Source organism: Niallia sp. FSL R7-0271 (assembly GCF_038005785.1).
Lineage (GTDB): Bacteria > Bacillota > Bacilli > Bacillales > Cytobacillaceae > Niallia.
Genome location: NZ_JBBOTZ010000001.1, coordinates 2,654,871 through 2,680,710, shown reverse-complemented (window position 1 = coordinate 2,680,710; position 25,840 = coordinate 2,654,871). Strand labels below are relative to the sequence as shown.

General features: G+C 39.6%; 26 protein-coding genes. 25 read left to right on the top strand and 1 reads right to left on the bottom strand.

The window, feature by feature from the left end; all coding sequences use genetic code 11:
• Positions 1–11 precede the first annotated feature (11 nt).
• From prmA to deoC, 4 genes are all read left to right on the top strand, one after another.
• Positions 12–953 carry a 50S ribosomal protein L11 methyltransferase gene (gene prmA, locus MKX82_RS13790; RefSeq protein ID WP_341077852.1) on the top strand — a complete coding sequence of 314 codons (942 nt, stop codon included), beginning with the start codon at positions 12–14 and terminating at the stop codon, positions 951–953.
• 113 nt (positions 954–1,066) lie between these two features.
• Positions 1,067–1,813 (top strand): 16S rRNA (uracil(1498)-N(3))-methyltransferase, encoded by a 747-nt coding sequence (locus tag MKX82_RS13785; protein ID WP_233313107.1) that lies wholly within the window; start codon positions 1,067–1,069, stop codon positions 1,811–1,813.
• Between the two features lie 11 nt (positions 1,814–1,824).
• The gene (gene mtaB / locus MKX82_RS13780; protein WP_233313108.1) at positions 1,825–3,177 is read left to right on the top strand and encodes a tRNA (N(6)-L-threonylcarbamoyladenosine(37)-C(2))-methylthiotransferase MtaB; all 1,353 of its coding nucleotides are present in this window, start codon (positions 1,825–1,827) and stop codon (positions 3,175–3,177) included.
• A 100-nt stretch (positions 3,178–3,277) separates the two neighbouring features.
• Entirely contained in the window at positions 3,278–3,949 is a 672-nt protein-coding gene (gene deoC / locus MKX82_RS13775; RefSeq protein ID WP_341079550.1) for a deoxyribose-phosphate aldolase, read from the top strand.
• A gap of 45 nt (positions 3,950–3,994) precedes the next feature.
• Here the strand turns inward: deoC and MKX82_RS13770 are convergent, their stop codons facing one another.
• Positions 3,995–4,915, bottom strand: a complete 921-nt coding sequence (locus tag MKX82_RS13770; protein ID WP_233313109.1) for a Na/Pi symporter — start codon at positions 4,913–4,915, stop codon at positions 3,995–3,997.
• 284 nt (positions 4,916–5,199) lie between these two features.
• Between MKX82_RS13770 and rpsU the strand changes: the two genes are divergently transcribed.
• From rpsU to rpoD, 21 genes are all read left to right on the top strand, one after another.
• Entirely contained in the window at positions 5,200–5,373 is a 174-nt protein-coding gene (gene rpsU, locus MKX82_RS13765; RefSeq protein ID WP_003152957.1) for a 30S ribosomal protein S21, read from the top strand.
• Between the two features lie 15 nt (positions 5,374–5,388).
• The gene (locus MKX82_RS13760) at positions 5,389–5,832 is read left to right on the top strand and encodes a GatB/YqeY domain-containing protein (RefSeq protein WP_233313110.1); all 444 of its coding nucleotides are present in this window, start codon (positions 5,389–5,391) and stop codon (positions 5,830–5,832) included.
• Positions 5,833–5,990: 158 nt separating this feature from the next.
• A complete protein-coding gene (locus tag MKX82_RS13755; RefSeq protein ID WP_341077844.1) occupies positions 5,991–7,331 on the top strand; it encodes an NfeD family protein in 1,341 nt (446 codons plus the stop codon).
• The gene (gene floA, locus MKX82_RS13750) at positions 7,331–8,332 is read left to right on the top strand and encodes a flotillin-like protein FloA (RefSeq protein ID WP_233313112.1); all 1,002 of its coding nucleotides are present in this window, start codon (positions 7,331–7,333) and stop codon (positions 8,330–8,332) included. The genes MKX82_RS13755 and floA overlap by 1 nt, the downstream gene beginning before the upstream one ends.
• 25 nt (positions 8,333–8,357) lie before the next feature.
• Positions 8,358–8,804 carry a hypothetical protein gene (locus MKX82_RS13745; RefSeq protein WP_233313113.1) on the top strand — a complete coding sequence of 149 codons (447 nt, stop codon included), beginning with the start codon at positions 8,358–8,360 and terminating at the stop codon, positions 8,802–8,804.
• 94 nt (positions 8,805–8,898) lie between these two features.
• A complete protein-coding gene (gene yqfC / locus MKX82_RS13740) occupies positions 8,899–9,183 on the top strand; it encodes a sporulation protein YqfC (RefSeq protein ID WP_233313114.1) in 285 nt (94 codons plus the stop codon).
• Between the two features lie 14 nt (positions 9,184–9,197).
• The gene (yqfD, locus tag MKX82_RS13735) at positions 9,198–10,391 is read left to right on the top strand and encodes a sporulation protein YqfD (RefSeq protein WP_341077841.1); all 1,194 of its coding nucleotides are present in this window, start codon (positions 9,198–9,200) and stop codon (positions 10,389–10,391) included.
• The gene (locus tag MKX82_RS13730) at positions 10,388–11,353 is read left to right on the top strand and encodes a PhoH family protein (protein ID WP_233313116.1); all 966 of its coding nucleotides are present in this window, start codon (positions 10,388–10,390) and stop codon (positions 11,351–11,353) included. Before yqfD ends, MKX82_RS13730 begins: the two co-directional genes overlap by 4 nt.
• Before the next feature lie 290 nt (positions 11,354–11,643).
• Positions 11,644–13,797: an HD family phosphohydrolase gene (locus tag MKX82_RS13725; protein WP_233313117.1), complete on the top strand. Its 2,154-nt coding sequence runs from the start codon at positions 11,644–11,646 to the stop codon at positions 13,795–13,797.
• Between the two features lie 14 nt (positions 13,798–13,811).
• The gene (ybeY, locus tag MKX82_RS13720) at positions 13,812–14,282 is read left to right on the top strand and encodes an rRNA maturation RNase YbeY (protein ID WP_233313118.1); all 471 of its coding nucleotides are present in this window, start codon (positions 13,812–13,814) and stop codon (positions 14,280–14,282) included.
• Positions 14,260–14,661: a diacylglycerol kinase family protein gene (locus tag MKX82_RS13715; RefSeq protein WP_233313119.1), complete on the top strand. Its 402-nt coding sequence runs from the start codon at positions 14,260–14,262 to the stop codon at positions 14,659–14,661. The genes ybeY and MKX82_RS13715 overlap by 23 nt, the downstream gene beginning before the upstream one ends.
• Before the next feature lie 410 nt (positions 14,662–15,071).
• The gene (gene era, locus MKX82_RS13710; protein ID WP_237941717.1) at positions 15,072–15,992 is read left to right on the top strand and encodes a GTPase Era; all 921 of its coding nucleotides are present in this window, start codon (positions 15,072–15,074) and stop codon (positions 15,990–15,992) included.
• Positions 15,993–16,123: 131 nt separating this feature from the next.
• Positions 16,124–16,267, top strand: coding sequence for a YqzL family protein (locus tag MKX82_RS13705; protein ID WP_233313121.1), 144 nt, complete (start codon positions 16,124–16,126; stop codon positions 16,265–16,267).
• 31 nt (positions 16,268–16,298) lie between these two features.
• On the top strand, positions 16,299–17,057 hold the full coding sequence (recO, locus tag MKX82_RS13700; protein WP_233314703.1) for a DNA repair protein RecO: 759 nt from the start codon (positions 16,299–16,301) through the stop codon (positions 17,055–17,057).
• Between the two features lie 373 nt (positions 17,058–17,430).
• A complete protein-coding gene (gene glyQ, locus MKX82_RS13695; protein WP_233313122.1) occupies positions 17,431–18,309 on the top strand; it encodes a glycine--tRNA ligase subunit alpha in 879 nt (292 codons plus the stop codon).
• A 5-nt stretch (positions 18,310–18,314) separates the two neighbouring features.
• Entirely contained in the window at positions 18,315–20,381 is a 2,067-nt protein-coding gene (glyS, locus tag MKX82_RS13690) for a glycine--tRNA ligase subunit beta (RefSeq protein ID WP_341077828.1), read from the top strand.
• A gap of 92 nt (positions 20,382–20,473) precedes the next feature.
• Entirely contained in the window at positions 20,474–21,094 is a 621-nt protein-coding gene (locus MKX82_RS13685; RefSeq protein WP_233314704.1) for a helix-turn-helix transcriptional regulator, read from the top strand.
• Positions 21,095–21,108: 14 nt separating this feature from the next.
• Entirely contained in the window at positions 21,109–21,936 is an 828-nt protein-coding gene (locus MKX82_RS13680) for a pyruvate, water dikinase regulatory protein (RefSeq protein ID WP_233313124.1), read from the top strand.
• Positions 21,937–22,256: 320 nt separating this feature from the next.
• Positions 22,257–22,712, top strand: a complete 456-nt coding sequence (locus MKX82_RS13675; protein WP_233313125.1) for a YaiI/YqxD family protein — start codon at positions 22,257–22,259, stop codon at positions 22,710–22,712.
• Between the two features lie 59 nt (positions 22,713–22,771).
• Positions 22,772–24,580 carry a DNA primase gene (gene dnaG / locus MKX82_RS13670; RefSeq protein WP_341077825.1) on the top strand — a complete coding sequence of 603 codons (1,809 nt, stop codon included), beginning with the start codon at positions 22,772–22,774 and terminating at the stop codon, positions 24,578–24,580.
• A 37-nt stretch (positions 24,581–24,617) separates the two neighbouring features.
• Entirely contained in the window at positions 24,618–25,742 is a 1,125-nt protein-coding gene (gene rpoD, locus MKX82_RS13665; protein ID WP_127737424.1) for an RNA polymerase sigma factor RpoD, read from the top strand.
• Positions 25,743–25,840 lie beyond the last annotated feature (98 nt).

The following is a 25,840-nucleotide window of genomic DNA, read 5'->3' as shown; positions in this document are numbered from 1 at the left end:
GTTGGTAGAAAATGAAATGGTCTGAAATCACAATTCATACAACAAATGAAGCGATTGAACCTATTTCAAACATATTGCATGAAGCAGGTGCAAGCGGGGTGGTAATTGAAGATCCCTTCGATTTGATTAAAGAAAGAGAAGACCGTTTTGGCGAAATCTACCAACTCAATCCTGACGATTATCCAGAAGAAGGCGTATTGGTAAAAGCTTATCTTCCCATCAACAGCTTTTTGGGAGAAACGGTAGAGGAAATTAAAGAGGCAATCAATAATTTGATCCTTTTTAATATTGATATTGGTTTAAATAAAGTTTCCATTATGGAAGTGAATGAAGAAGAATGGGCAACAGCATGGAAGAAATATTACCATCCTGTTAAGATTTCGGAGAAATTCACTATTGTGCCAACTTGGGAAGATTATACACCAGTTCACAGTGATGAACTAATCATTGAATTGGATCCAGGCATGGCATTTGGTACGGGGACACATCCAACGACTGTATTATGTATCCAGGCTTTGGAGAGAATAGTAAAAAAAGGGGATGCTGTCATTGATGTCGGCACAGGTTCAGGTGTTCTGAGCATTGCAGCAGCTATGCTTAAAGCTAAATCTGTTCTTGCCCTTGATTTAGACGAAGTGGCTGTTCAGTCAGCAAAACTTAATCTTAAACTGAACAAAGTGCATGAAACGGCTCATGTTCAGCAGAATAATTTGCTTGACGGTATCAGCGAGGAGGCAGACGTCATTGTGGCGAACATCCTTGCTGAGGTGATAGTCCGCTTTACGGATGATGTTTACCGTTTATTAAAACAGGATGGCTATTTTATCGCATCAGGAATCATTCTTCAGAAAAAAGAAGAAGTGAAAGCAGCGATTATAGCATCAGGTCTTGAAATTGTTGAAACGGTTCAAATGGAAGATTGGATCAGCATCACAGCGAAAAAAGGAAAGTAAGGTAAAAAAGAAGTTTGTTTGATACACTGCAAACTTCTTTTAGCATGCTTATAATGCTTAAGTAGTGCTTTGTCAAATTATTCCTGATTATATGTAAAGGCAGGTTTTATGCATTGCAACGTTATTTTGCGGAAAATGTAGAGGACACATTCCTAATAAAAGAAGATGACTTCCATCATATTACAAGGGTCATGCGCATGAAGCCTGATGAAGAAATCTATTGTGTCAATTCAAATCAGCAAACCGCCCGCTGTAAAATTGAAAATATTACCGAAAACGAAGTAGTGGCAAAGGTGATACAATGGGTAGAGGAAGACATTGAACTCCCTGTCAAGGTAACAATAGTAAGCGGCCTGCCAAAAGGGGATAAGCTAGAATGGATTATCCAAAAAGGCACAGAATTAGGTGCGCACGAGTTTATCCCTTTTATTGCATCTCGCTCGATTGTTAAATGGGACGCAAAAAAGTCCGATAAAAAAATCAGCCGCTGGAACAAGATTGCAAAAGAAGCGGCAGAACAGTCACACCGCGCTGCGATTCCCAATGTAATAGCCCCGGTTTCGCCAAAAGAGTTAATAAAGATGGCCGCTGATTATGATGTATTAATCATTGCCTATGAGGAAGAAGCTAAGGCTTTAGAATCAGCTAATCTAGCGAGAGCGCTTTCCTCTATGAAGAAGGGGCAGTCGATTCTTGCTGTATTTGGCCCAGAAGGCGGCCTTACAGATACGGAAGTCGAGCTTCTGACAGACAACGGCTTTATTGCCTGTGGACTCGGACCAAGAATATTAAGGACGGAAACAGCACCATTGTATTTGCTTTCCGCTGTTTCCTATCATTTTGAATTAATGAATGGATGAGGTGAAATATAATGCCAACAGTTGCTTTTCACACATTAGGTTGTAAAGTAAATCATTATGAAACAGAAGCTATATGGCAATTATTTAAAGAGCAAGGATACGAAAGAGTAGATTATGAGAACATGTCTGACGTTTATGTCATTAATACATGTACGGTTACAAACACAGGAGACAAAAAAAGTCGTCAAGTAATCAGACGGGCTGTTCGCAAAAATCCCGACGCAGTCATTTGTGTTACTGGTTGCTATGCGCAAACATCGCCGGCAGAAATCATGGCTATTCCTGGTGTAGATATCGTTGTTGGAACACAGGATCGTGTGAAAATGCTTGATTACATCACGCAATATAAAGAAGAACGCCAGCCGATTAATGCAGTCGGCAATATTATGAAAAACAGAGTGTATGAGGAATTAGACGTTCCAGCTTTCACGGACAGAACGAGAGCATCTTTGAAAATCCAAGAGGGCTGTAATAATTTCTGCACATTCTGTATCATCCCATGGGCTAGAGGTTTAATGCGCTCAAGAGATCCGCAGGAAGTAATCAGACAAGCTCAACAGCTTGTACATGCAGGCTATAAGGAGATTGTTCTTACAGGTATCCACACAGGCGGTTACGGCGAGGATATGAAAGACTATAATCTTGCAAGATTGCTTCGTGATTTAGAATCACAAGTAAAAGGATTAAAGAGACTTCGTATCTCTTCCATTGAAGCCAGCCAAATTACGGACGAGGTCATTGAGGTTCTTAATGATTCGAAAATAATTGTAAATCATCTTCATATTCCGATTCAATCCGGTTCTGATACTGTATTGAAGAGAATGAGAAGAAAGTATACAATGGAGTTCTTCGCAGAAAGAATCACTCGTCTTAAAGAGGCGCTTCCTGGTCTCGCTGTCACATCTGATGTAATTGTCGGCTTCCCAGGAGAGACAGAAGAAGAATTTATGGAAACTTACAACTTCATTAAAGAGCATAAGTTTTCTGAGCTTCATGTTTTCCCTTACTCAAAAAGAACGGGTACTCCTGCAGCTAGAATGGAAGACCAGATTGATGAAGATGTGAAAAACGAACGAGTTCATCGACTGATTGCCCTTTCAGACCAGCTTGCTAAAGAATATGCTTCTAATTACGAAGGCGAAGTCGTGGAAGTGATTCCAGAGGAAGTATATAAGGAATCTGGAAACGGCGATTTGTATGTCGGCTATACAGATAACTATCTGAAAGTAGTATTTCCGGCAACAGAAGAGATGGTTGGCCAAATCGTAAAAGTGAAAATTACTAAAGCAGGCTATCCAGTTAACGAAGGTCAATTCGTCCGATTATTGGAAGAATATACAGAAACAGAAAAAGCGATTGTATAATTAGCAGCAGTACAACAGTTTCAAAGAGTGGAAAAGCATCTGAAGCGATGCTTTTCTAATGACAAAAATCATACATACCATGTAAAAGGAGCCATTAATGATGAGCAGCCAAATTGCAAAAATGATCGATCACACTTTATTGAAAGCAGACGCAACAAAAGAACAGGTTAAAACATTATGTGAGGAAGCAAAACAATACAGCTTTGCTTCAGTATGCGTAAACCCAACTTGGGTTCAATATGCTAGTGAGCTATTGGCAGGCACGGAAGTAAAAGTGTGCACTGTTATCGGTTTCCCATTAGGCGCAACTACTTCTGTAACAAAAGCGTTTGAAACAACGAATGCTATTGAAAATGGAGCAACGGAAGTTGATATGGTTATTAATATTGGTGCACTTAAAGACAAGAACTATGACCTTGTGAAAGAAGACATTAAAGCAGTAGTGGATGCAGCAAAAGGCAAAGCACTTACAAAGGTAATTATTGAAACTAGTCTGCTGACTGATGAAGAGAAAGAAAAAGCATGTGTTTTAGCAGTCGAAGCAGGAACTGACTTTGTGAAAACATCTACTGGATTTTCAACAGGTGGAGCAACGGTTGAAGATATTGCTCTTATGAGAAAAACAGTTGGACCAGATATCGGTGTTAAGGCTTCCGGTGGTGTAAGAAGCAGTGAAGATACGGAGAAAATGATTGCTGCTGGAGCTACTCGCATTGGCGCAAGTTCTGGTGTTGCGATTGTTAACGGACTAACAAGCAACAGCGACTACTAAGAAGAAGGATGGTACCCATTAGGGTCCATCCTTTTTTTATTGCGTCTAAACCTTATGCAGCTTCATAATCCATTTCCCGAACTGTTCAGCAAACGGCAGGACAAGGATAGAGGACAGCACATTGAATAAAAGGCTTGCATGTGCAAGCTGAACGTCCTTAGCACTCGTCATATATTCCACAGCATCTGTTAATTGGCCAATGAACGGGTAGAACAGAAGCACCCCGCCGACATTAAGCCAAATATGAGCATATGCACAAAGCTTTGCCTGCTTTTCGGCGCCGATAGATGCAAGATAGGAGGTTATACAGGTGCCGATATTAGAGCCAAGCATAATTGCAATTCCGGCTTCAATACTCAGCATATCAGCAGTCAAAAAGCCCATGATAATCCCGATTGTTGCGGTGCTTGACTGAATTAATGCTGTCAGGAGAATTCCGACAGCTAAAGCCAAAATAATCCGGTCAGATAAATGAGCGAGGAAGGTCTGCATAAAAGGGTTGTCTTGAATGATGGACGCAAAATGTTTAAATCCTTTCATTGCCGTAAAGACAATCGCTATCCCGAATAATACAAACCCGATACTTCTTAGTTTATGTTTGTTGACTAGTATGAAAACAGCTCCGATTATTGCTAATGGAAGCAAAAAGTCACTAATATCATAGGTGATAAATTCCGTCGTAAAGGTCGTGCCGATATTTGTTCCGAGAATGATGCCGATTGACTGAGGAAAGGTCAATACCCGTGCAGCAATTAATCCGATTGTCAGCACCATAACAGCAGAGCTGCTTTGCAGGACAGCAGTGATGATTATTGCAGCAACCATGCCCTTCCAAGGCTTATTGGTAAGCTTCTCTAATAAGGCTTTAAGTGAATGGGAAGAGAGGTTGAAAAGGCCTGTCCGCAGCAACGTCATTCCATAAATAAATAACAATATCATGATGATAAATAGTCCAATATAAAGCATGAATGTTCACTCCTTCAAAAAAATATATGAAAGAAAGGAAATGGACATGCTAAAAATGCAAAATGATAGAAATATACAAGATTTAAAGTTCTATTTTGTGGTAATATATAAGTGTGAGGATGGACAATGAGGGATACTTGTTTAGAAATCACAAAAAAAATGAAAACAATTTTCGGTACAAGGCTAAATACAGTTGACCTTGCTTCCTTGATATATTATAATGTCAAGGTACATGGAATCCATGTTGATGTTAGTGTGTTGTGTTTCGGAGGGAGGGAAAGAGAATGTCTAAAACCGTCGTTCGTAAAAACGAATCGCTTGAAGATGCTCTTCGTCGCTTCAAACGTTCAGTATCAAAAACTGGTACTTTGCAGGAAGCTAGAAAGCGCGAATTCTATGAAAAGCCTAGTGTTAAACGTAAGAAGAAATCAGAAGCAGCAAGAAAACGTAAGTTCTAAGAGAGGGTGTATTAATTGAGTCTTCTCGAACGCTTAAACAATGATATGAAGCAAGCGATGAAAAACAAAGATAAAGATAAACTCACTAATATCAGAATGCTGAAAGCTGCCATTCAAAATGAAAGCATTAAGATTGGCGGAGATCTTTCTGAAGAGGATGAGTTAACTGTCCTTTCTCGCGAAGTGAAACAACGCAAGGACTCCCTCCATGAGTTTGAAAAAGCAGGTCGCCAAGATCTTGTTGACAAAGTACGTGCGGAGTTAAAGCATGTTGAAATATATATGCCTGAACAGCTTTCAGAAGAGGAGTTAACAGAAATCGTTACTTCTGTAATTGCAGAAACTGGAGCTTCTTCAAAGAAAGATATGGGAAAAGTGATGGCTGCTTTAATGCCAAAGGTTAAAGGTAAAGCAGATGGTTCACTAGTAAATAAACTTGTACAACAACACCTTTCATAAATGAAATTGTTTTAAAGGCTGCAGTCTCAGACTGCAGCCTTTTTACATTGTGTTGGAAAGTTATGAAGAAGTCTATAATAATAATAAATGTATGAAACTTTTTTAAAAGTTAATCGTATATTTACTATAGCCACGATGTTCAGGAAAGGAGGAGGAACTTGAATAGGAAAAAAATATTGATTTTGCCTTTTCTTTTTAGTTTATTATTATCCTTTTTTCCTGTAGTCAGTTTTGCTAACGACCAATCATTAGTCTATATCATTCCAATAAAGAATACAGTGGAAAAAGGCCTGAGTGAGTTTATCGACAGGGGGATCAAAACGGCAGAAGAAAAAAAGGCAGACGTTATTATCTTTGACATGGATACACCTGGGGGAGCAGTTGATGCAGCTGCTGCGATCGGAAAGACGATTTCTGAAACAAAGATAAAGACAGTCACATATATCAATCAGGATGCTATCTCTGCAGGCTCTTATATTGCCTTAAATACAAATATGATTTATATGGATGAGGGCGGAAGATTCGGGGCAGCTGGTATCATAGATGGACAAGGAAACACTGCCGGCGAAAAAGCGCAATCATACTGGCTGTCTGCGATGAGAGGAGCCGCTGAAAAAGGGGGCAAAGACCCTCGTTATGCGATGGCTATGGCTGATAAATCGATTGCCATACCAGAGCTCGGTGATGATGAGAATGAGTTTCTTACATTGACAGCTGCAGAAAGTCTTCACGTTGAATATTCAAATGGAACAGTCTCTAATTTGGATGAACTGCTTGGTGAGCTGGGCATGGAAAATGCAAAAGTCGAAAGAATGGATGAAAGCTTTGCCGACAAAGTGGCACGCTTTGTGACAAATCCGCTCATTATTCCGATTTTGTTATCAATTGGCAGTCTTGGTTTGATATTTGAGTTGTTTTCTCCAGGTTTTGGTGTTCCTGGCTTTGTGGGAATCTCTTCCCTGCTTTTGTTCTTCTATGGCCACCTTGTTTCAGGGCTTGCAGGATATGAAACAATCATTCTGTTTGCTGTAGGGATACTTCTTGTTCTGCTGGAGTTCTTTATAGTCGGCGGAATAGCTGGAACATTGGGCATTGTTGCAATTATAGGCAGTATCTTTCTTGCCGGAGGGAATGCTTATCATATTGCCATTAGCATTTGTATTGCGATAGCTGTATCGATTATCGCCACTATTCTTTTAGTAAAGGTGTTTGGTAGAAAAATGAAATTCTTCAAAAAAATTGTGCTGAGAGACTCTACGAGTACGGAAGAAGGATATGTTTCCAATAAAACAAGAAATGATCTTGTTGGCAAGACAGGTATAACAATGACTGCGCTTCGTCCTTCAGGAACGGTTGTTATTGGAGACGAACGAATTGATGTGGTCAGTGAAGGTAACTTTATTGGAAAAGATGTAAAAGTTAAAATTGTAAAAGCAGAAGGATCAAGAATTGTCGTTAGAGAATTCACCGATATTGATCTGCACAAGGAGGAAAATTAATGGAAGCATTAAGCGCAACGACAATCTTTTGGGTTGCAGTAGTAGTGATTGGAATTATCTTGCTTGGAATCCTGTTGACATTCGTCCCAGTTATGCTGTGGATTTCAGCATTAGCAGCAGGCGTAAGAATCAGCATATTTACATTGATTGGGATGAGGTTGAGAAGGGTAATTCCTAGCCGTGTTGTTAATCCGTTAATCAAGGCGCATAAAGCTGGAATTAATGTAACAATCAATCAATTGGAAAGCCATTACTTGGCTGGTGGTAATGTCGACAGAGTTGTCAATGCATTGATAGCTGCACACAGGGCAAATATTGAGCTTTCGTTTGAACGCTGTGCTGCAATCGATTTGGCTGGCCGTGACGTTCTCGAAGCGGTACAGATGAGTGTTAACCCGAAAGTTATTGAAACGCCATTTATTGCCGGTGTAGCAATGGATGGAATTGAAGTAAAAGCAAAAGCTAGAATTACTGTTCGCGCAAATATTGAGCGCCTTGTAGGGGGAGCTGGAGAAGAAACAGTTGTAGCTCGTGTCGGTGAAGGAATTGTCTCAACAATCGGTTCATCGAATAATCATAAGAAGGTCCTCGAAAACCCAGACATGATCTCACAGACTGTATTGTCAAAAGGTCTAGATGCTGGAACAGCGTTTGAAATCTTATCCATTGATATTGCGGATGTGGATATAGGCAAAAACATCGGAGCTGAATTACAGACAGAACAGGCAGAAGCTGATAAGAAGATAGCACAAGCGAAAGCGGAAGAACGCCGAGCAATGGCTGTTGCACAAGAACAAGAGATGAAAGCCAAAGTTCAGGAAATGCGCGCGAAGGTTGTCGAGGCAGAAGCGGAAGTTCCAATGGCGATGTCTGACGCTCTTCGTTCTGGAAATATGGGTGTTATGGATTATATGAACTTGCAGAACATTACCGCAGATACGGAAATGAGAGGTTCAATCGGCAAAGTAAATAATGAAAATAAAGATGAAGATAAAAAGTAAGGCACGCTGAAGGGAGTAGTCTCTCTTGGAATATATTTCAATTATTATCGTGATAGTAGGCTTCCTGTTCTCCTTATTCCAAAAAGAGAAAGAAAAACAGGAGGATAATGGCAAAAAGGCGAAGAAGAAAACCGCGCCTGTTAATATGCCTGATATTAAGAAGCAAGTAATGAAAAGAGTGGAGCAGGCATTGGAAGCACCTGTGAGAAAAGAAACAGTGCCAGTGCCGAATGAATTGGATGCCATTAAAAAAGAAAGAGATGCCCTCAAAAAGAAGCTGAAGCTGATGGAAAGAAATATCGCACGAAGCCAGCACGAGCACAAACAGCAGGAGATTCTGCCAATAGAATCAAAAGACCTGCTTAACGGTTCAAATCTTGCTGAGGCGGTCATTCTTTCGGAAATTATTGGGCCTCCAAGGGCTAAACGGCCCCATCCTGCAACCCGCAAGAAGCAAATGATTAAACAGTAAAAATATTTAGCAGCAATGCTGAATTTTCCTAAAAAATAGGTGCTAGAACCTTCCTTTTTCTCATACACATGAGATGAAAGGGGGTTCTTTTTTTATGGCTAAAAAATGGGGAAATACGGTACGGAACTGGATGATTAAAAACCTAGAGCTTCCTCAAGATGTCATGATGGACTTACCCAGGATCACAATGATTGGCCAAATCCATATTTATATTGAGAACCACCGTGGTTTGCTGACTTTTTCAGACAAAGAGCTAAGGCTGCTCTTAAAACAGGGACAGCTTTTAATAAAGGGCAAAGGCTTTGTCATAAAGACGATCTTGCCAGAGGAAATACTGCTGGAAGGAAAAATAGATCAGGTGATGTACATAAACGAATAACATGGGAGGAAGCTATGAAAAATCATTGGATAGAATTTTTTACTGGGATTGTAACAGTTAAAGCAACAGGGAAAGGGCTGGAGCGTTTTTTAAATAATCTGCTGAGAAAGAAGATTGCCGTCTGGAGTGTTAAAAAACACGGCCCTCACTCTATCACGTTTCAAATGGGCTTAAAAAGCATCCATAAGTTCCGAGAGGTTGTAAGAGGGAGTGGCATCAAAATAGAGTTTCAGCGTGGCGCTGGAGCTCCCTTTCTTTATAAAAGAATACGGAAAAACAGCGGCTTTGCGATTGGTGTCTTTTTATTCTTAGGACTAGTTCTCACCCTTTCCAATATGGTATGGGGCATTGAGATTAAGGGAGCTAATCCTGCAACTGAATATCAAATCCGCAAGCAACTGGATAAAATGGATATTAAAATTGGGGAATTTCAATTTTTCGCAAAAGAATTGGACGAGATACAAGCTGAACTGACCAATAATATTGACGCAATCACCTGGATTGGCGTGGAGTTAAAAGGGACAACTTACCACTTTCAAGTAGTGGAAAAGAATGAGCCTGATAAAGTAGAAGAGGAAAAACCGCAAAATCTTATCGCTGCTAAAAAAGCAACGATTGTAGATTACTTCATTGAAGAAGGAGACCAAGTTTTCAGCGTTCATGATGTGGTAAAAAAAGGTCAATTATTAGTAACCGGAACATATGGGAAAGATAAAGATACAAAAACCGTCTCAGCCAGAGGGGAGATATGGGGAGAAACCTGGTACAGCTCCACCGTGACAATTCCTTTAGAAAGTACCTTCCAAGTTTTTAATGGCAATGAAAAGCAAAAGCATTACCTTAAAGTAGGCGGTTTTGAAATTCCTGTTTGGGGTTTTGGGAAGGTAGAGTACAAGGAATATGAAAAAGAGGAAAACGAAAAAAATCTTAAGTTCTTGAAATGGGAACTGCCAATAAAGGTTACAAATAAGACATACAGGGAAAAGGAAGAAGTGACGAGAAGCTATACGGAAAAAGAAGCCATTAAAGCAGGCAAGGAAAAAGCCCGTAAGGATGTGCAAAAGGAAATTGGCGAAGACGGAAAAATTAAGAAAGAAAAAATTTTGCGACAATCGGTAAAGAATGGTAAAGTAATACTGAATATAGATTTCACAACAATTGAAAATATTGCAGAAGTACAACCTATAACTCAAGGAGACTTGGAATGACAGAAGATTTAAAGACAATGAATGTAAAATTAAATGGCCCAGAAGAGGCAGTAGCCTTGCTTGGAACAGGGGATCGCAATCTGGAAATCCTCGAAAAGGAATTAGATTGCCAAATTGTTACAAGAGGCGAAACTTTGCATGTTTCCTCTACAAACCCAGACAGCATTGAATTGGTTGGAGACATTGTTGAAAAACTTTTGCAGGTAATACGGAAAGGTATTTCCGTTAGCCAGCGCGATGTCAGTTATGCAATTGAAATGGCCAGAAAAGGAACCTTGGAGTATTTTGGAGCACTTTACGATGAAGAAATTGCGAAAACAATTAAGGGAAAATCTATCAGGGTTAAAACAATTGGACAAAGTGAATATATCCGTTCCATTAAAAAAAATGACTTAGTTTTCGGGATCGGACCAGCTGGTACGGGTAAAACGTATTTAGCTGTTGTAATGGCGGTCAGCGCCCTTAAAAGCGGTAAGGTGAACCGAATCATCCTGACAAGGCCTGCTGTTGAAGCGGGGGAAAGTCTTGGTTTTTTGCCAGGTGACTTGAAGGAAAAAGTCGACCCGTATCTCCGCCCTTTATATGATGCTTTGCATGATGTACTTGGAATGGAGCATACTCAGCGTTTGATTGAGAGAAATACAATTGAAATTGCTCCGCTCGCATATATGAGGGGACGAACATTGGATGATGCGTTTGTTATTTTGGACGAGGCACAAAATACGACACAAGCACAAATGAAGATGTTTCTAACGAGACTTGGATTCGGCTCAAAAATGGTTATTACTGGTGACCGTACTCAAATTGATTTGCCGAAGGGTGTTAAGTCCGGTTTAGTGGCAGCAGAGCATATATTAAATAATGTTTCAGGGATAACCTTCAGTTATATGTCTGAAACAGATGTAGTAAGACATCCCCTTGTTGGGAAAATAATAAGAGCATACGATGCACAAGAGAGCTAATGTAAGTGTAAAAGGCAAACCATCTTAATCAGATAAGCATGGTTTGCCTTTTTCTTTGCGCCTATAGTTTGTTTCGTCTAAGTAGGGGTCAGACTAGGGATATTAGTCATTTTTTGCTAAAAAAACTGGATTTTTACGCTTAAACCCTGCTAGTAAAGCGATATATCGAGAAAAAAGATGAAAACATGGCGAAAAACTGATATTATTTTACATAAATATCAGGTTTAATAAGTATTTTTAAGTTTTTACATATAATCATGAGGTATCTGTCAGTTAGTTAGGAGGTTACAATGGGATTTCTTCAAAAAATCATACATAATAAGAACCGTTTTCTAAACAAAACAGCAATTCGGATCTTGCTATTTGTGCTTATTGGAGCGGTATTGTTTTTCTCGATGTACAGCAATGTTAAACCGGAAAAGTTAAATGTAGATGTGTTTACTGTCGCCAACGAGACGATTCGCTCTCCCTTAACGGTGGAAGATACGGAAAGCACGGAAAAGAAAAAAGAAGATAATAAAAACCAAGTGCAAGATGTATACGTTGTAAATAAAGAAATTGCCCAAAACCGTGTTGATTTAATTACCTCTATTTTCGATTCTGTGACAGAGGTGAACAATGAGGCAGATAAGGCAGCAGATAGTGGAGAAACAGACAGTAAAGCTACGAATACAAGCAGTATTACTCCTGATAAGAAACTTTCTTTGCTAAAGGAAAAGCTGACTGCAAATGTAACAAATGAGATTATGGACAGCACGCTTAAGGAGCTGCTTGCTTCATCTGAGGAAGAACTCGAAATTGCAGAGGATATTACAGTCACCGCGATTAACTCTGTTATGAGCAGCAAAATACCGGCAGATGATGTGGAAAATGCTAAAAAGCGAGTGGAAGACGAGCTGAGGAACAGCAGCGGCATTAACAGCGATATAAAAAGTGCTGTTATTGACTTAGGAAGATTTGCGATTATCCAAAATGAATTCTATGATCCGACAGGTACGGAGGAGCTGAGACAGCAAGCAGTAGACAGTGTAGAGCCTGTTAAAATACTGCAAGGGCAAATTCTTGTAGAAGAAGGACAGCTTATTAGCAGGGAGGTTTACCGTCAGCTTGGTTTAGTCGGCTTGCTGGATACAGAACACACGAGTAAGCCGTTTTTAGGACTTGGCTTAATCGTCCTGTCTATTGTTTGTTTATTTTACTTTTATATAGCCGGCATTGACCGAAGAAACAAGGGGACTAAAGGCTATGATTTAATGTTCTCGATTATTTTCATCATTTCCATTCTCATTATGAAAGCAATCAGCCTGTTTCAGCAGGAGGACATTATTGAAATCGGCTATTTCTTCCCAGCAGCAATGGCTGTTATGCTGATAAAAATTTTAATTGAAGAGAAATTAGCAATCTTTGTAACCATTGCCCTAGCAGTATGCGGGATGATTATGTTCAATGAAGGAACGGCAGGAGCATTCCATGTCGGTATTGGAATATATATATTAGCAGGGGGAATTGCAGGCATCCAGTTTTTGAAAAAGCATAATCAGCGTTCCAATATTTTGCAGGCAGGCTTGCTAGTTGCACTGATTAATATCATTACAATCCTTGGCATGCTCTATATGCAAAATGGTCAGCTTGAAGCAACAGAATATGGATTTTATCTATTAAGTGCCATTCTATCAGGAATTATATCGGCTGTTTTGACAATAGGGATACTGCCGTTTTTTGAAACTGGCTTTAACATCCTGTCAACGATGAAGCTGATTGAGCTTTCAAACCCTAATCATCCGTTATTGCGAAAGATTTTGACTGAAGCTCCGGGAACGTATCACCACAGTGTAATGGTTGCTAATTTGGCGGAGGCAGCATGTGAAGCAATCGGTGCAAATGGTTTGTTAGCAAGAGTTGGCTGTTATTATCATGACATAGGCAAAACAAAAAGACCGCAGTTTTTTATTGAAAACCAGATGAATATGGGGAACCCCCATGACCGTCTTCCGCCTGCTGCCAGCAAAAATATTATTATTGCTCATGCAACGGATGGAGCGCAGCTTTTAAAAAGCTCAAAAATGCCGAAAGAGATTATTGATATTGCCGAACAGCATCATGGCACGTCCCTGCTAAAGTTCTTTTATTATAAGGCAAAAGAAAAAAATCCTGATGCTGCAGAAGACGACTTCCGCTACCCGGGACCAAAAGCGCAATCAAGGGAGGCAGCAATCATAGGAATTGCTGATAGTGTGGAAGCGGCTGTACGAAGTCTAAGCTCCCCTACACCAGATCAAATTGAAAGCCTGATTAAAAATATTATTGCAGACCGCCTTCAAGACGGGCAGCTCGATGATTGTGATCTTACCTTAAAGGAATTAGAACAGGTTCGCAACACACTCTGTGAAACATTAAAAGGGATATTTCATTCAAGAATAGAATATCCCGACATGAAGAAGTAAAGGATGAATTGAATATGAATTTAGAAATAGATTTTATTGATGAAACTACAAAGGTGGCAGCAGCAGACCAAGAATTAGTAGAGAAATTGTTGATGTTTGCGGCGCAAAAACAAAACTTGTCGGGAAATATTGAGCTTTCGGTTACATTTGTCGATAATGACCGCATCCAGGAAATCAATAAAGAATACCGCAATAAAGACCAGGCGACAGATGTTATTTCCTTTGCAATGGAAGAGCTTGGAGAAGGGGAAATAGAGCTTGTAGGAATGGATATGCCACGGGTGCTCGGCGATATTATCATATCTGTCGACAGGACAAAGGAGCAAGCAGAGGAATATGGTCATACTTATTCACGCGAGCTAGGTTTTCTAGCTGTTCACGGTTTTCTCCACCTGTTAGGATATGATCATCTTACAAAAGAGGATGAAGAAGTAATGTTTACTCTTCAAAAGGAAATTTTAGATGAATTCGGACTCCAAAGATAAAAGGATTCAGAAGAACAGTCAGCTATCTTCCTTTCGCCTTGCGTTCATTGGCATTATATCGGCTGTGAAGAAAGAAAGAAATTTACGGATACATTTATGTTTTACAGCGCTTGTCATATTGTTGGGATTTGTTTTTCATATTTCTGTACAAAACTGGATGTTCCTTTCTATTGCAATAGGGCTGGTCATCTGTATGGAATTGATGAACACTGCCCTTGAGCGTGTTGTAGATCTTGTAACAGAGAAATATCATCCATTGGCAAAACAAGCAAAGGATATTGCAGCAGGTGCAGTATTGTTTGCAGCCATCATTGCCCTTATAATCGGAATGTTCGTTTTTGTACCGGAAATAATGCAACTCATGAGCATTGGGATTTAAAACTCCCTTGCTCTTTTTTTGGTTGTTGAATAGAATTACCTAGCAGGCTTGCTGGCTAATAAGCTTTCATCAGCAGAGAAGATAGTATATAATTTTAATAGGGCTATAAAAGGATATACATATGTGTGCAAATACAGAAATTACATCTGCTTATTTGAAAACGTTCTTTTCTTTTTATAAAATAGGGAACAGCCAAAGTCTTTTGGAGTAAAAAAACAAAAAGAGGCGAATATATGAAGCAGATGCGCTAACTACTTCCTTGTAGTACTAAACATAGTTGAATAAGCGCATGGGCGGTTGTCTTTCGGCCTTAGAGCATCACCGGCAATCAAACAGGAATCAGCAGACATTCAAAAAAATTTACAGCGGCGAAAATGCTGCTTAAAGAGCAATTTTATCGGAGGCATTAAATGGACTTAAATAATAACAGCAACAAGGAACATAAATCAGGATTTATCTCTATTATCGGACGGCCAAACGTCGGAAAATCAACCTTTTTGAACCGTGTAATCGGCCAGAAAATCGCTATTATGAGCGATAAGCCGCAAACAACTAGAAATAAAGTGCAAGGTGTGCTGACGACAGATGACTCTCAGCTGATCTTTATTGATACACCAGGAATTCATAAGCCGAAACATAGACTTGGCGATTTTATGATGAAGGTTGCACAAAACACCTTAAAAGAAGTAGATCTTATCTTGTTTATGGTTAATGCAGAGGAAGGATTCGGAAAAGGGGAAGAATTCATTCTGGAGAAATTTGAGAATATCAAAACGCCTATTTTCTTAGTGGTCAATAAGATTGATACCATTCACCCAGATAAACTGCTGACGGTGATTGACTCATACAAGGAAAAATACCCGTTTAAAGAAATAATTCCTATTTCTGCTTTAGAAGGTAACAATGTGGAAACATTGCTAACCCAAATTAAAAAATATATGCCAGAAGGTCCACAGTTCTATCCGGCAGATCAAGTAACAGACCATCCAGAACGTTTCATCGTTTCAGAATTAATCAGGGAAAAGGCTCTGCACTTAACGAGAGAGGAAATCCCTCATTCTTTAGCGGTAGTTATTGAAAAAATGGAAAGAAAACAAAATGATGTTGTGCATGTAATGGCGACAATTGTTGTTGAAAGGGATTCACAAAAAGGAATCATTATCGGCAAGCAAGGCGGCATGCTGAAGGAAATTGGAAAAAGAGCAAGAACAGATATCGAAAATCTGCTTGGAAATAAAGTGTTCCTCGAGCTTTGGGTTAAAGTGCAAAAGGACTGGAGAAACAAGATGTCCCAATTAAGAGACTTTGGCTTTAGAGAAGACGAGTATTAATTTAAAGCGTAAATAGAATATACAGAAATAAAATTAGCAAAATTTTCGTCTCATGTTTTTATAAAGACAGGCTATGATAAGGTTAAGGCAATGATTAAGCTAGATTAAATCAAAAAAGGTGGGGGTTTATCATGTTAGACTTTACCTGGAAGGTTTTTTCGCAAACAGGTAGCATAGATACGTATCTACTTTTTAAGGAGTTAGAAAAGGCTAACCATGAGATACCGAATGCACAAGAAGAGGAACTAGCCGATATTGATTTTCCTATCTCATAGTCCTGTCCCATAGATAGGGATGGTGAGGGTGATGCTTGAAAAATGTGAAGGCATCGTCATTAGAACGACAGATTATGGAGAGACAAATAAGATTACAACATTATATACCCGTGAATGGGGTAAGGTTGGTGTAATGGCAAGAGGTGCAAAGAAGACGAACAGCAGGCTCTCTGCTGTTACCCAGCCTTTTACATATGCTTACTACTTGGTGCAGCGTTCAAGTGGTCTCGGGCTTGTGCAGCAAGGGGAAATGATTACGAGTTTTCGTGCCATTAAAGAAGATATCATGCTGACAGCTTATGCAAGTTATGTTGTTGAGCTGACAGACCGCTGTACAGAAGATAAGAAGCCTAATCCATTTCATTTTGAGTTATTGCAGCAAACATTAAATTATATGAATGAAGGCTATGATGCCCAGATTTTGTCTAATATTTATGAAATGAAGATGCTGAACGTACTAGGACTATATCCAGTTCTTGATAAATGCACAAATTGTGGTGCAACAGACGGTCAGTTTGCCTTTTCCATAAGAGAGGGCGGCCTATTATGTCATCGCTGTCTCGAACATGATCCATATCACTACAAAATGTCCCAGGCTGCTGTAAAGCTGCTGCGAGTCTTTTATTATTTTGACTTAGCAAGGCTTGGTAATATTTCAGTCAAAGACGCAACGAAAGAAGAGCTTAATACGATTATTTCAGCCTATTATGATGAATACTCAGGTTTGTATTTAAAATCAAAAAAATTTCTGCAGTCGATTAAAAGCTTTGGCAGTGACTTCACGAAGTGAGTAGTATATAGGATTTAAATGAAGATGAAGGTTGACAATTGAAATTTTTTTAGATAATATTTTTTGTAAATAAACAGTTGCGTTGAAAAGAAAGTAGTACTTAAACTCCTCTTGATCCAGCGAGCCTAGGATAGTGAAAGCTAGGTGCAAGAGCTTTAAGGAAGGCGTTCATGGAGCGACATTTACATGAAGGTGGCTGCACAAGTCTGCAGCAAATAGGGTGGAACCGCGGGTAAACTCTCGTCCCTATGTCAATAATTGGCATAGGGGCGGGAGTTTTTTTGTTGTCTTTAGGCAAAAAAATGATTACATAAATTCTTTTGACTTCTATCAATTGACAAGAAAAATAAATTTTTTGGAGGCTGAAGCTGACATGAATATTCAAAACATGATTTTAACATTGCAAAAGCATTGGTCAGATTATGGTTGTATTTTAATGCAGGCATATGATGTAGAAAAAGGGGCTGGAACAATGAGCCCTTACACTTTCTTAAGAGCAATCGGTCCTGAGCCTTGGAATGTGGCTTATGTAGAACCGTCCAGAAGACCGGCAGATGGACGTTATGGGGAAAACCCGAACCGTCTGTATCAGCATCATCAATTCCAGGTGATTATGAAGCCATCACCTGATAATATTCAAGAACTTTACTTGGATTCGCTTAAAGCACTTGGCATCAATCCTTTAGAGCATGATATCCGCTTCGTTGAGGATAACTGGGAGAACCCGTCATTAGGCTGTGCTGGTTTAGGCTGGGAAGTATGGCTTGACGGCATGGAGATTACTCAGTTCACTTACTTCCAGCAAGTTGGCGGTTTAGAGTGTAAGCCAGTTTCTGTTGAAATAACATACGGTATTGAAAGATTGGCTTCTTATATCCAAGATAAAGAAAATGTGTTTGATTTAGAGTGGACAGACGGCTTTACTATCAGAGATATTTTCTATCAGCCTGAATTTGAGCACAGCAAATACACTTTTGAAACTTCAGATGTAGATATGCTGTTTAACCTGTTTAGTGTCTACGAGAAAGAAGCACATCGCCAAATGGATGAAGGCTTAGTTCATCCAGCATACGATTATGTTTTAAAATGTTCCCACGTATTTAACTTGCTTGATGCTAGAGGTGCGATTTCTGTAACAGAGCGTACCGGCTATATTGGAAGATGCCGAACTTTAGCACGTAAAGTGGCCAAAACATTCTATGAAGAGCGTGAGAAATTAGGATTCCCTATTTTAAAAGGCAAGGAGGTTTGATTAGTATGAGTCAAAAAGATTTATTGCTAGAGATAGGTTTAGAGGAAATGCCTGCCCGCTTTGTAACAAGCAGCATGAACAGCTTAAAAGAGAAGGTGGAAGCATGGCTGAATGAAAAGCAATTGCAATATTCCACTGTTGAAGCATTTTCTACGCCAAGACGTCTTGCTGTTCTTGTAAGTGAGCTTGACGAAGCACAAAAAGATATCGAGGAAGAAGCAAAAGGACCAGCTAAGAAGATTGCCCTTGATGAAAAAGGGGAATGGTCAAAAGCGGCGATAGGCTTTACAAGAGGGCAAAATGCTTCTGTTGAGGATATCTATTTCAAAGAAATCAACGGTGTTGAATATGTCCATGTGAAGAAATTTATAAAAGGGCAAGCAACTGTTGATTTGCTGCCTGCATTAAAGGACATTATCTTAAGCTTGTCATTCCCTAAAAATATGCGTTGGGCAAATAATGATCTTCGCTATATTCGTCCGATTAAGTGGATTGCTGCATTATTTGGCAACGAAGTAATTCCGTTCTCCATCACTGGTGTGGAGGCAGACCGCAAATCAACTGGTCATCGCTTCCTTGGTGAAGAAATCAGCTTTGCAGCTCCGAAAGAATATAAAGAAGCACTGCTTGGCCAATTTGTCATCGTAAACCCAGAAGAGAGAAAAGCGGCTATCCTTTCACAAATTAAAAAAATTGAAGAAGAAAATGATTGGGTTATTCCTATTGATGCAGATTTGCTGGAGGAAGTAAATAATCTAGTAGAATATCCGACTGCTTTGTACGGAAAGTTTGAAGAATCATTCCTAGAGCTTCCGACTGAAGTATTAATTACAAGCATGAAGGAGCATCAGCGCTATTTCCCGGTTAAGTCAAAAGATGATAAGCTGCTGCCTTTCTTTATTACTGTCCGCAATGGAGATCATAATCATTTGGACAAAGTGGCAAAAGGGAATGAAAAAGTGCTGAGAGCGCGTCTTGCAGATGCTGCCTTCTTCTATAAGGAAGATCAGAAGCAGGATATTGAAAAGCTGTTAACGAAGCTTCAATCAATTGTTTATCATGAAGAAATCGGCACACTTTCAGAGAAGGTGGCAAGAGTTCAAGGCCTAACAAACAAAATTGCTGAAAAGCTGTCCTTTTCTGCTGAAGAAAAGACAAATGCGGATCGTGCTGCGCAGATTTCAAAATTTGACCTTGTAACAAATATGGTCTATGAGTTCCCTGAGCTTCAAGGACTAATGGGAGAAAAATATGCAAGTCAAAAAGGAGAAGCTCCTGCTGTGGCTAAGGCAATTAATGAGCATTATATGCCTCGTCACGCAGACGATAATACAGCTTCAAGCAATGAAGGAGCAGCACTAGCGATTGCTGAAAAACTTGATACTATTGTTTCCTTCTTTGCAATTGGTATGATTCCAACTGGATCACAAGATCCGTATGCATTGCGAAGACAGGCTACAGGAGTCGTGCAAACTTTAATGGATAAAGATTGGAATTTGACAGTGGAAGAGCTTGTCGAATTGGCAATGAATAATGTTAAGGATATTGCAAAAACGCCAGAGCAAGAGCTGCAAAAGAATATCATGGACTTCTTTAAGGCGCGCATTAAGCATATCCTTCAGGAAGAAGGCATCCGCTATGATTTAATTGATGCTGTTCTTTTTGATCAATTAGGAAGCCCTGCAAGCCTGCTGAGAAAAGCTAATGTGTTAAACAGTCATAAAAACGATGCTGGCTTTAAAAACGGAATAGAAGCATTAGCGCGTGTTATAAATATATCTAAAAAAGCGGAAAGTAAAGGACAGGTAAATCCATCTCTGTTCGAAAATGAAGAGGAACGCAATCTTTACAGTGCTGTGCAATCAGTAAAAGAAAAACTGACAGACAATACAGATGAGGAAGCATATTTCCAACTTCTAACTTCTCTTGAAGGAACGATTGCATTGTACTTCGACAATACGATGGTAATGACAGATAATCCAGCTTTGAAAGAAAACAGATTAAACCAAATGTCAGAGCTTGCTGATATGATTACAAGATTTGCATATGTTTCGGAAATTTTGGTTAAATAAGCAAAAATAAAGCAGCTGTGGTGGAGGTTTCTCCACCTGCTTTATTTTTAAATTGCTTTCTAAAGCTTTATTTCAAAGGTGGTGAATGAACGATAAAACTGAATAGACGCCAACAGCAAATTGTGGAAATTGTGAAAGAGAATGGACCTATAACTGGAGAGCAAATTGCAGAATCCTTACATTTGACAAGAGCCACATTACGCCCTGATCTCGCTATTCTAACGATGGCAGGTTTTCTTGATGCAAGGCCTCGCGTCGGTTATTTTTATACTGGCAAGACGTCAGAGCAGACAGAAAACATTAATAATCTGCTAGTTAAGGATTATTATTCCAGTCCTGTTGTAGCAAGTGATACAACATCTGTTTATGATGCAATCGTTACAATGTTTACGATGGATGTAGGCACTATTTTTATCGTCGATGCAAACGAAATGCTTGCTGGTGTGGTTTCGAGGAAGGACATGCTTCGGGCAAGCATCGGAAAACAGGAATTGTCGTCATTGCCTGTTACCATCATCATGACGAGAATGCCAAATATCACTTACTGTTATTTGGATGATAAGCTTGTGGATGTTGGTAAAAAACTGATAGAACGGGAAATAGATTCTTTGCCAGTTGTGAAGGAAGAGCTTGATGGCCTAAAGGTAATTGGCAGAGTAACGAAAACAAATATAACAAAAGCACTTGTAGACTTATCCAATGAACAAATTTAAGAGGAGGGTGAATCATGACGGAAAGGCAAATCATTTATGTAGTTTCTGATTCTGTCGGAGAGACAGCAGAGCTTGTGACGAAAGCAGCAATCAGCCAGTTTTCCGGCCATAATGTGAATGTTTCCATTAAGAGGTTTCCATTTGTCGAAGACAAGTCCAATATACGCGATGTAATTCGCCAGGCGCGCCAAGAGCACGGCATGATTGCTTATACGCTTGTAAAGCCAGAAATGCGCAAATATATGCAAGAGCTGGCAGTTGAAGAAGGTGTATACGCTGCTGACATTATCGGGCCTATTATCGATCAGTTTCAGATGCTCTGGGGCAAAACTCCGTTGTTTGAGCCAGGTCTTGTCAGAAAGCTTGATGAAGACTACTTTAAAAAAGTAGAAGCGATTGAATTTGCAGTCAAATATGATGATGGCAGAGATCCGCGAGGCTTGGAAAAAGCAGATATTATTTTGCTTGGTGTATCAAGAACCTCCAAGACGCCTTTGTCCCAATTTTTAGCCCATAAGCGGGTGAAAGTAGCCAATGTGCCAATCGTGCCTGAAGTGGATCCTCCGAAGGAATTATTTGAAGTGCCAGCACATAAATGCTTTGGTCTAAAAATCAGCCCGAAAAAACTGAATAATATCCGCAAGGAAAGGCTGATCTCTTTAGGTCTAAGTGACAGTGCGAGCTATGCGCAAATTGAGCGGATCGAACAGGAACTAGAATACTTTGAAAGCATTGTGGACCAAATTAAATGTCCGGTAATCGATGTGACGAACAAAGCAGTCGAAGAAACGGCCAATATTATTTTCAACTTATATTATCGTGCCAAAAACACGCAGTTTTGATATTCTAAAACAAAGCAAAGAAGGATCCTGTTGGCGTTTATTGGCAGGATCATTTATTTTACGGAAAATTTTTATTTGAGCAGGAGAAATTGTTGTTGTTTTTTTCGGAAAACTTATGGTATTTACCTAATTTATGTACTATAATAGAAAATTGTGATAAAAAAGTATTGTAAATAGGTTTAGACTTGGCTCATAACGAATAAACTATTTACTGTGAGAAGTCAAGTGGAAGAAAAAAATAATTTTCGACAACATCTCTTTCAACGAAAAAGTATTCGTGAAAGAAGGAATATGTGGAGTGATGTAGAATTATTAGTACAATGGATAATTGCATCATATATGTTGACGCTGATTCTTGTCCTGTGAAAGAAGAAATTGTCGAAATGGCTACAAGCAAATCTATAGAGGTAATTTTTATCGCTTCCTATGCTCACATGAAACTGCATCAAGACGGAACAAACTGGAAATATGTTGACAGTAGCAAGGAAGCAGTAGATATGTTTATTATGAATGCCGTGAAGGCAAATGATGTTGTGGTAACACAGGATATCGGACTGGCGGCAACCTTGCTGCCAAAAGCTGTGCAAGTCTTAACCCCAAGAGGGATTATCCTCGAGGAAAAGGATATTGCCACAGCGCTGGATATGCGTTATCTTTCTGCAAAGGCAAGAAGAAGAGGTATATACGGTAAAGGACCAAGGCCATTCGAAGAAAAGGATCGGCAAAAGTTCAAAAAAAGTTTGGCAATCGTTTTGTCGAAAGTTGCAGGAGAATGAGCTGATTGTGTCGAATGTCTTATTTATAGGAAAGTTAGTAGTAGGGAGATGTGTTAAAAATGGTTGAGCGCATTCCTGATGAAAAGGTAAACGAGGTCAAACAGGCAATTGACATAGTTGACGTCATTGGGGAGCATGTAGCTTTAACAAAGCAAGGACGCAATTATTTAGGGTTGTGTCCATTTCATGGCGAAAAAACCCCGTCATTTTCCGTATCACCCGAAAAGCAGATATTTCATTGCTTCGGCTGTCATGCGGGTGGAAATGTCTTTACTTTCCTGATGGATATACACGGTTATTCCTTCCAGGAAGCCGCATTCCATTTGGCGGAAAGAGCTAATGTCGACTTAGGTGTGGAATTGCAAGAGTCAGGTGATAAGCCTGTCATTTCCAAAGATTTGCAGCAAATGATGGATGCGCATGATTTACTAGCTAAATTTTACCATCATTTGCTTCTAAACACAACGGATGGTGAGCATGCTTTACAGTATTTGCTTAACAGAGGCTTCACTAAAGAAGTAATTGAGAAATTCCAAATAGGCTATGCGCCGAATCAATGGGATTTCGCAGTGAAGTATTTAAAGAAATATGATGTTTCTTTACTGGTAAAAGCAGGTTTGATCATTAAAAGTGAAAAAGGGGATAGATATTTTGACCGTTTCCGCGATCGAATCATGTTTCCCATCTTTGACCGTAATGGCAATACTATTGCATTTTCCGGGCGTACATTAGGGGATTCAACTCCTAAATACTTAAACAGTCCGGAAACACCAATTTTTAATAAAAGCAGCACCCTTTATAATTTTCATTTGGCAAGGCCTGGCATGCGGAAAACACAGCATGCTGTCCTGTTCGAAGGATTTGCCGATGTCATTGCTGCAAGCCGTGCAGGTGTGGAAAACAGTGTCGGGACAATGGGAACATCCCTTACAGAAGAGCATATCGCTATTTTGAAGCGGAACTCCCGGACGATAACGATCTGTTATGATTCAGACTCTGCAGGGATTGAAGCGGCTTATCGGGCAGGAAAAATGCTTGTTGCCGCCAAATGTACTGTTAAGGTCGTCATGCTTCCAGATGGTCTGGATCCGGATGATTATCTTAACAAATACGGGGAAGAAAAACTGCAGCATGAAATCATGCAGGCGAGTGTTCCTTTCATGAGCTTTAAGCTCGTGTATCACCGCAGAGGAAAAAATCTGCAAAATGAAGGAGATAAGCTCGCCTATATAGAACAAGTATTGGGAGAAATTGCTCAGCTTGAAAATGCAGTTGAAAAAGATCTCTATTTAAGACAGCTGTCTTCTGAGTTTGCGATTTCTCTTGAAGCATTAAAAATGCAGGAGGAAGAGCTGGCCGGCAGGCGTATAATAAATAAGCCAAATAAAAGCATTAATGCACCAGTTAAGCAATATAGTGTTAAAAAAAGATCTAACAATTTGCTGCCGGCATATCATACTGCCGAAAGAAGGCTGATAGCACATATGCTCAAAAATGAAGATGTCGCGTTAAAGGTGCGGGAAGCATTGCAGGACCGGACGTTTAATATTGATGAACATCAGGCAATCTTCACATACTTGCTGGCTTTTTATGAAACAGGACAAAGCTCAGATTCGAGCGCCTTTCTAAACTTTATTCGTGACGGTGAGCTGCAGCGGATTGTAGCTGACATTGACATGATGGAAGTCAATGAAGAAGTAAATGACCAAGAGCTTGCCGATTATTTAAAACAGCTGTTGAATTATGAAAAAATGCTTGAGATTAATGAAAAAAAAGCATTGCAAAAAGAAGCAGAGCGACAAAATGATTTTCTAAAGGCAGCAGAAATAGGAATGGAAGTCATGTTGTTAGTAAAATCATTAAAATAAATTTGATTGTCTTGATTTTTTGGAAGGAGGGGGACATATGGCTGAAAAGTCAGCCCGTTCAAAAGAGGTTGAAACGGAATTGACCCTTGATCAGGTAAAGGAACAATTAACAGAAGTTGGAAAGAAAACTGGGGTACTTGCATATGATGATATTGCAGAAAAACTAGCCAGTTTTGAATTAGACTCCCATCAAATGGATGAGTTCTATGAGGTATTAGGAGATCAAGGTATAGAGCTTGTAGGAGATGGCGAGGATGAGCCACCGAATGTTCAAGAGCTTGCAAAAGGCGAGGAAGAGTTCGATCTTAATGATTTAAGTGTGCCTCCTGGCGTTAAAATAAATGACCCTGTACGTATGTACTTAAAGGAAATTGGTCGTGTGGACCTGCTTTCCGCTAAAGAAGAGATTGTATTGGCAAAGCGCATTATGGAAGGCGACGAAGAGGCAAAACGCCGTCTTGCTGAAGCGAACTTAAGACTTGTAGTCTCCATTGCAAAACGTTATGTTGGCCGTGGAATGATGTTCCTTGATTTAATTCAGGAAGGAAATATGGGTCTTATTAAAGCGGTTGAGAAATTCGACTATGAAAAAGGATTTAAATTCAGTACGTATGCGACATGGTGGATTCGCCAGGCTATTACGAGAGCAATTGCGGACCAAGCCCGCACAATCCGTATTCCTGTTCATATGGTTGAAACAATCAATAAATTGATTCGCGTTCAGCGTCAGTTACTGCAGGATTTAGGCCGCGAACCGACTCCTGAAGAAATTGGAGAAGACATGGATCTGACTCCGGATAAAGTAAGAGAAATCTTAAAGATTGCGCAAGAGCCTGTTTCCTTGGAAACGCCGATTGGGGAAGAAGATGATTCCCATTTAGGTGATTTCATTGAAGATCAGGATGCAACATCTCCTTCTGAACATGCAGCTTATGAGCTTCTAAAAGAGCAGCTTGAAGATGTTCTGGATACTTTGACAGACCGTGAAGAAAATGTTTTAAGACTTCGTTTCGGTTTAGATGACGGACGTACAAGAACACTTGAAGAAGTCGGCAAAGTATTTGGTGTAACGCGTGAGCGTATTCGCCAAATCGAAGCAAAAGCACTAAGAAAGCTTAGACATCCGAGCCGCAGCAAAAGACTAAAAGATTTCTTAGAATAAAGCATGAACTGATATATCAAAGTTATCATTGCCAAGAAATAGTTTACTTCTTACAATAGAAGTGGCTGTTTCTTTTTTTTTAACCGTAAATACATGAA

What these genes read in the sequence shown, in the direction of transcription:
- yqfD (WP_341077841.1), top strand. Translation starts at nt 9,198, where the DNA reads ATGAAAAATCATTGGATAGAATTTTTTACTGGGATTGTAACAGTTAAA.
- MKX82_RS13680 (WP_233313124.1), top strand. Translation starts at nt 21,109, where the DNA reads ATGACGGAAAGGCAAATCATTTATGTAGTTTCTGATTCTGTCGGAGAG.
- mtaB (WP_233313108.1), top strand. Translation starts at nt 1,825, where the DNA reads ATGCCAACAGTTGCTTTTCACACATTAGGTTGTAAAGTAAATCATTAT.
- MKX82_RS13725 (WP_233313117.1), top strand. Translation starts at nt 11,644, where the DNA reads ATGGGATTTCTTCAAAAAATCATACATAATAAGAACCGTTTTCTAAAC.
- ybeY (WP_233313118.1), top strand. Translation starts at nt 13,812, where the DNA reads ATGAATTTAGAAATAGATTTTATTGATGAAACTACAAAGGTGGCAGCA.
- MKX82_RS13730 (WP_233313116.1), top strand. Translation starts at nt 10,388, where the DNA reads ATGACAGAAGATTTAAAGACAATGAATGTAAAATTAAATGGCCCAGAA.
- floA (WP_233313112.1), top strand. Translation starts at nt 7,331, where the DNA reads ATGGAAGCATTAAGCGCAACGACAATCTTTTGGGTTGCAGTAGTAGTG.
- yqfC (WP_233313114.1), top strand. Translation starts at nt 8,899, where the DNA reads ATGGCTAAAAAATGGGGAAATACGGTACGGAACTGGATGATTAAAAAC.
- prmA (WP_341077852.1), top strand. Translation starts at nt 12, where the DNA reads ATGAAATGGTCTGAAATCACAATTCATACAACAAATGAAGCGATTGAA.
- rpoD (WP_127737424.1), top strand. Translation starts at nt 24,618, where the DNA reads ATGGCTGAAAAGTCAGCCCGTTCAAAAGAGGTTGAAACGGAATTGACC.
- glyQ (WP_233313122.1), top strand. Translation starts at nt 17,431, where the DNA reads ATGAATATTCAAAACATGATTTTAACATTGCAAAAGCATTGGTCAGAT.
- MKX82_RS13705 (WP_233313121.1), top strand. Translation starts at nt 16,124, where the DNA reads ATGTTAGACTTTACCTGGAAGGTTTTTTCGCAAACAGGTAGCATAGAT.
- dnaG (WP_341077825.1), top strand. Translation starts at nt 22,772, where the DNA reads ATGGTTGAGCGCATTCCTGATGAAAAGGTAAACGAGGTCAAACAGGCA.
- rpsU (WP_003152957.1), top strand. Translation starts at nt 5,200, where the DNA reads ATGTCTAAAACCGTCGTTCGTAAAAACGAATCGCTTGAAGATGCTCTT.
- MKX82_RS13675 (WP_233313125.1), top strand. Translation starts at nt 22,257, where the DNA reads ATGGATAATTGCATCATATATGTTGACGCTGATTCTTGTCCTGTGAAA.
- MKX82_RS13715 (WP_233313119.1), top strand. Translation starts at nt 14,260, where the DNA reads ATGAATTCGGACTCCAAAGATAAAAGGATTCAGAAGAACAGTCAGCTA.
- recO (WP_233314703.1), top strand. Translation starts at nt 16,299, where the DNA reads ATGCTTGAAAAATGTGAAGGCATCGTCATTAGAACGACAGATTATGGA.
- era (WP_237941717.1), top strand. Translation starts at nt 15,072, where the DNA reads ATGGACTTAAATAATAACAGCAACAAGGAACATAAATCAGGATTTATC.
- deoC (WP_341079550.1), top strand. Translation starts at nt 3,278, where the DNA reads ATGAGCAGCCAAATTGCAAAAATGATCGATCACACTTTATTGAAAGCA.
- MKX82_RS13770 (WP_233313109.1), bottom strand. Translation starts at nt 4,915, where the DNA reads ATGCTTTATATTGGACTATTTATCATCATGATATTGTTATTTATTTAT.
- glyS (WP_341077828.1), top strand. Translation starts at nt 18,315, where the DNA reads ATGAGTCAAAAAGATTTATTGCTAGAGATAGGTTTAGAGGAAATGCCT.